This window comes from Fulvivirga sp. AWR4_260, assembly GCF_056158185.1.
In genome coordinates this window covers 1-4,541 of the sequence record NZ_JBSWSU010000013.1, presented here as the reverse complement: position 1 = coordinate 4,541, position 4,541 = coordinate 1, and the positions used below count along the sequence as shown (strand labels likewise).

6 protein-coding genes are annotated in these 4,541 nt (G+C 46.3%); 1 reads left to right on the top strand and 5 read right to left on the bottom strand.

Annotated features, from left to right (window positions below):
- Positions 1-608: 608 nt before the first annotated feature.
- Positions 609-1,400 carry a serine acetyltransferase domain-containing protein gene (locus tag ACXACQ_RS06445; RefSeq protein WP_474975116.1) on the top strand — a complete coding sequence of 264 codons (792 nt, stop codon included), beginning with the start codon at positions 609-611 and terminating at the stop codon, positions 1,398-1,400.
- 53 nt (positions 1,401-1,453) lie between these two features.
- Here ACXACQ_RS06445 and ACXACQ_RS06440 read toward each other — a convergent pair whose 3' ends face one another.
- From ACXACQ_RS06440 to ACXACQ_RS06420, 5 genes are all read right to left on the bottom strand, one after another.
- A complete protein-coding gene (locus ACXACQ_RS06440; protein WP_133562656.1) occupies positions 1,454-1,687 on the bottom strand; it encodes a YheU family protein in 234 nt (77 codons plus the stop codon).
- A 1-nt stretch (position 1,688) separates the two neighbouring features.
- Positions 1,689-2,696 (bottom strand): NAD-dependent DNA ligase LigA, encoded by a 1,008-nt coding sequence (gene ligA, locus ACXACQ_RS06435; protein WP_474975115.1) that lies wholly within the window; start codon positions 2,694-2,696, stop codon positions 1,689-1,691.
- On the bottom strand, positions 2,659-3,198 hold the full coding sequence (locus ACXACQ_RS06430) for a hypothetical protein (RefSeq protein ID WP_474975114.1): 540 nt from the start codon (positions 3,196-3,198) through the stop codon (positions 2,659-2,661). The genes ligA and ACXACQ_RS06430 overlap by 38 nt, the downstream gene beginning before the upstream one ends.
- A 1-nt stretch (position 3,199) precedes the next feature.
- A complete protein-coding gene (locus tag ACXACQ_RS06425) occupies positions 3,200-3,733 on the bottom strand; it encodes a hypothetical protein (protein WP_474975113.1) in 534 nt (177 codons plus the stop codon).
- Between the two features lie 145 nt (positions 3,734-3,878).
- Positions 3,879-4,541: cell division protein ZipA C-terminal FtsZ-binding domain-containing protein (locus tag ACXACQ_RS06420; RefSeq protein WP_474975112.1), on the bottom strand; the 663-nt coding region annotated here is incomplete at its 5' end.

The following is a 4,541-nucleotide window of genomic DNA, read 5'->3' as shown; positions in this document are numbered from 1 at the left end:
AAGGTTAAGTTCCTCGTGCAGTGTCAAGAGATCAGCACCTTGCACCCTAACCGCTTTACTATTCGACAACTAAAGAGAGGGGAGGTTTAAGCCTCACCTACTCTAGCCTGTCAACTTAGATTTCAAATAAGTCGCAAGCGCTCGGAATCAAATCATCAAGCCGTTTGAATGTTTTAGGTCGATATACAATACTGGCCATCTGCGGGTGCATAGCTCGGAGCTTATCACTTAATTGAGCGACTTCCCCAGGATTTATCGGCTCGTAAGGATATATATGATCTTGCATGCTAAGTTTATGCAATTTCATCTAATTCATCCTGTAACATCGACTTCATTGAGAAAAATAAATCTTTGTTGTTAATGTCATTTGTTTCCCAATATGCATACAGACAAAGCGCTATTAAGTTCGTAAAATATATGCTAACGCATCAGATACGGTTTTTTGACTCATAGTGTCTCCATAAAGCGAGCATTCTGTTTACATTCAACCTTGTATTGGTAGATGCTACCCCCATAACCACACTCTAGCCACGAAAACATGTAGGTAAATTGATTTTGAGTAACACAATCACAATCTGACGTGAGCCTTTGACAACTTGTGGCCATCGTTGCAAGCTGAAGCTGAAAAACTAGCACAAGATGAACCCATTTTGGCAAGTTATTTCAACACAACCATTCTTCGACATGACTCACTAAGCTCTGCCCTAAGCTTCCTATTAGCCAGTAAACTGGACAGCATTTCCATTCCAGCTATGGTACTACGAGAAGTCTTTCAAGAAGCTATGGCGGATCCTAAATCAAAGATTGTCGAATGCATAGCGCAGGACATTTTATCCATCAAAGAGCGTGACGCAGCCTGCGATTGCCTGACAACACCGTTACTATTCTTCAAAGGATTCCATGCCTTACAAACCTACCGTGTGGCGAACTGGTTGTGGAAAGAAGGACGTGAAAGTTTAGCCCTTTATTTGCAGGGCCAAATGTCGATGACCTTTGGTGTCGATATTCATCCAGCGGCAAAGATTGGCTGCGGCGTGATGCTGGACCATGCGTCAGGGCTCGTTGTCGGTGAGACCTGCGTGATTGAAGACAATGTTTCTATCCTTCAATCCGTGACCTTAGGGGGTACAGGTAAAGAAACCGGCGATCGCCATCCAAAAATTCGCTCAGGTGTGCTAATCGGTGCTGGGGCCAAAATTCTTGGCAATATTGAAGTTGGCGAAGGGGCTGAAAGTCGGCGCAAACAGTGTTGTACTAGAGCCTGTCGCGCCGCATACCACTGTCGCTGGTGTGCCAGCCAAAGTGGTTGGTCGCAACAAAGAAATGGAGCCATCACGAGAAATGGATCACACTATCCGAAGCTGCATTCGAGAGTGATTACTTACTACGCTGGTTATTAAAACAGAAATGGGCTTCCTAGAAGCCCATTTTTATTAGCTGTCTAACATGACTCTTAATCGTAACGTTGCTGCAGCGCACTTTTAGACACCAACTGTATGGTTTCACTTTCCGTATCAAACAATAGCACGGCATCGCCAGACTTTAAGGCTCGTAGCGCCTGCTCTCGTTTCTGATCAAGGGACAGATCGTAATCGCCATAATCAGTACCATCCCGTGAAACAATGTCACTTAACACATTGTCTAGGGTTTCTGGTGCTAACGACTCAAAAGGAATAAGAGTGTCCAACTTAAACTGCTCCCAAATCTAGCAACATTTGATGCAGCGCTTCTTCATCCATAACAGGCACATCAAGAGACCGTGCTTTTGCCAGCTTAGATCCAGCTTTCTCACCGGCGACAAGGCAATCCGTTTTCCCTGAAACAGAGCCGCTCACTTTAGCACCCAGTTTGATCAGTGTATCTTTCACCTCATCCCGTGAATATCGGCTGAGAGTGCCGGTTACAACATAGGTTTTTCCTGCAAGCGGTTGCTCGTCTGCATCGGCATCGGCTTTTTGCGCCACTTGCCAAGTAATACCCTGTGCCAGTAAACCTTTGACGGTGGCAACGTTATCTTCTTGATCGAAGAACATACGAATATGCTGGGCTACAATCGGCCCAACATCCTCCACTTCAATCAAATCCGCTTCCGTAGCGACCATCAATTTGTCTAATTCACCGAAGTATTGTGTCAAAGTACGTGCCGTCGCTTCCCCGACTTCACGAATACCCAGCGCGTATACGAAACGGTTAAACAAGGTTTGCTTAGACTGCTCAATGGCATTCAGCAATTTCTCAACAGACTTGTCGCCCATTCGTTCCATCGCAAGCAAACGCGCTGGTTTGTCTTTCAATAGGTAGATATCGACTGGCGTCGTGACCAGCTTGGCATCCACCAATTGTTCAATCAACTTATCCCCAAGACCATCGATATCCATCGCTTTACGCGACACGAAGTGCTTCAGACGTTCTTTTAATTGAGCACCACAGACCAAGCCTCCCGTACAGCGCTGCACAGCTTCCCCCTCAACACGCTCAACATCAGAGTCACAAACAGGACATTGGGTTGGGAAGGATACTTCCTGAGCATCGTCTGGACGACGCTCTTCAAGGACTTGTACTACCTGTGGGATAACATCTCCGGCACGACGAATCACGACCCAGTCATTAATTTTGACTCCTAGACGCTCGATTTCATCCTGATTATGGAGCGTTGCATTAGCGACGGTAACACCGCCTACAAAGGTCGGCTGCAAACGTGCGACACGGTGTTATAGCCCCCGTTCGACCAACTTGAAAATCTACTCCCAAGATTTGCGTTACTTCTTCTTGTGCTGGAAATTTACGAGCAATGGCCCAGCGAGGCGCTCGCGCCACGAAACCAAGCTGTTTCTGCTGTGCAATACTGTCGACTTTATACACAATGCCATCAATATCGTAACTTAGCTCGTCTCTCTGCGAGGCCAACTTAGTGTAGTAATCAAGGCAACCTTGCACGCCCTCCACTCGAGCCATCAGACTGTTAGTCTTAAAGCCCCATTCGGCCAGTTGCAACAAACCTTCATAATGGCTTTCAGGTTGCTGCCAACCTTCCGCATAACCAATACTGTAGGCACATAACACCAATGGTCGAGAAGCGGTAACTTTAGGGTCTAGCTGACGCAAGCTGCCTGCCGCCGCATTACGTGGGTTTACAAAGGTCTTCTCGCCTTTTTCCGCGGCATTCTGGTTAAGCTTTTCAAAACCTGCTTTGGGCATGTCAGATTTCGCCACGCACTTCAAGTACTGGCGGGGGATTATCGGTACGCAGCTTAAGCGGCACAGAGTAAATGGTTTTTATGTTTGAAGTAATGTCTTCTCCGGTCAAACCATCGCCTCGCGTCACACCTCTGACCAGTTGTCCATCTTCGTATCGAATACTAATCGCTAGACCGTCCAATTTAGGTTCGCAACAGTAAGTGATCTGAGCAGCGTTAGCCAACTTACGCACTCGCTCATCGAAGTCCACCATACTGTCGTCATCAAAGGCATTATCAAGTGACAACATTGGTACAGTGTGCTCCACGGAGGCAAAGCCATTGTCAGGCTTTTCACCGACACGTTGGGTTGGCGAATCCTGTTGTACCCATTCAGGATGAAGCGCTTCCATTTTTTGCAATTCCTGATAACAACGATCGTACTCAGCATCAGGCACCATGGGTGCATCTTGAACATGGTAGGCGTAACTGTAGTCGTTTAGTGTTTTGGTTAACGCTTGAATGTCTTCCAAGGAGAAGGCTTGCTTGTCGCTCATAGTGCTCTCGAACAAATACAGATAAAAGAATCAAGGCTCCGAAAGGAGCCTTGTCTAGCAGATAGGTTAGGATTGACGTGCTTTTTTAGTGAGCTGCCTACGCTCGAAATCTTTGATACGCTGACGACAATGAGCAATGGTTTGCTCAGTCATCGGGAGCTCGGCGTTCATCACGAAGCTCGCCACCTAAGTTACGAACCAACGCTTGGGCTGTTTCCAACATGAAATCAAACGCCTTCATGCTGTTCTTTAGGTCCCGGTAAACCCATGAAGAAGCTGACTCCAGGACAATCTGTTCACCCATAGTATCCAGATCAAAAGTGCCTGGTTCGATCGCATTCGCCATGGAGAATTGTATTTTTCCTTTATCAAAACCTTCTTCATGACGATGGAAGATATCCATCTCACCGTAGCGCATACCACAGTTAAGCACTAACTGCAGTAACTCCATGCCAGCAAATGAGTGATCTTGGAGTGAAAACACATTGATAACTATCACCTCTTCAATTTCTGCCTCTTCATCTTCAGCAATAGGTTCATCTGAAACAGGGGACATCTGAGAGGCCTGGTCTAAGTCGACACTTGAATAACTACGCTCTAAATCAACTTCTTCTAATTCTTGCTCAGAAGAATTTCCTTGAGCATCGTAGCCAACGTCTAGCTCATCGTAACCGCTGTAAAGCACATCATCGTAATCTTTATCTGCCTTGATAGATGAAGCTTCTTCAGGGCTATCAAAACGCTCAGGTACAAGAGACACTAATTCATCTAACTCAAACTGATCATTACGGTCTAACTCTGGGACCTG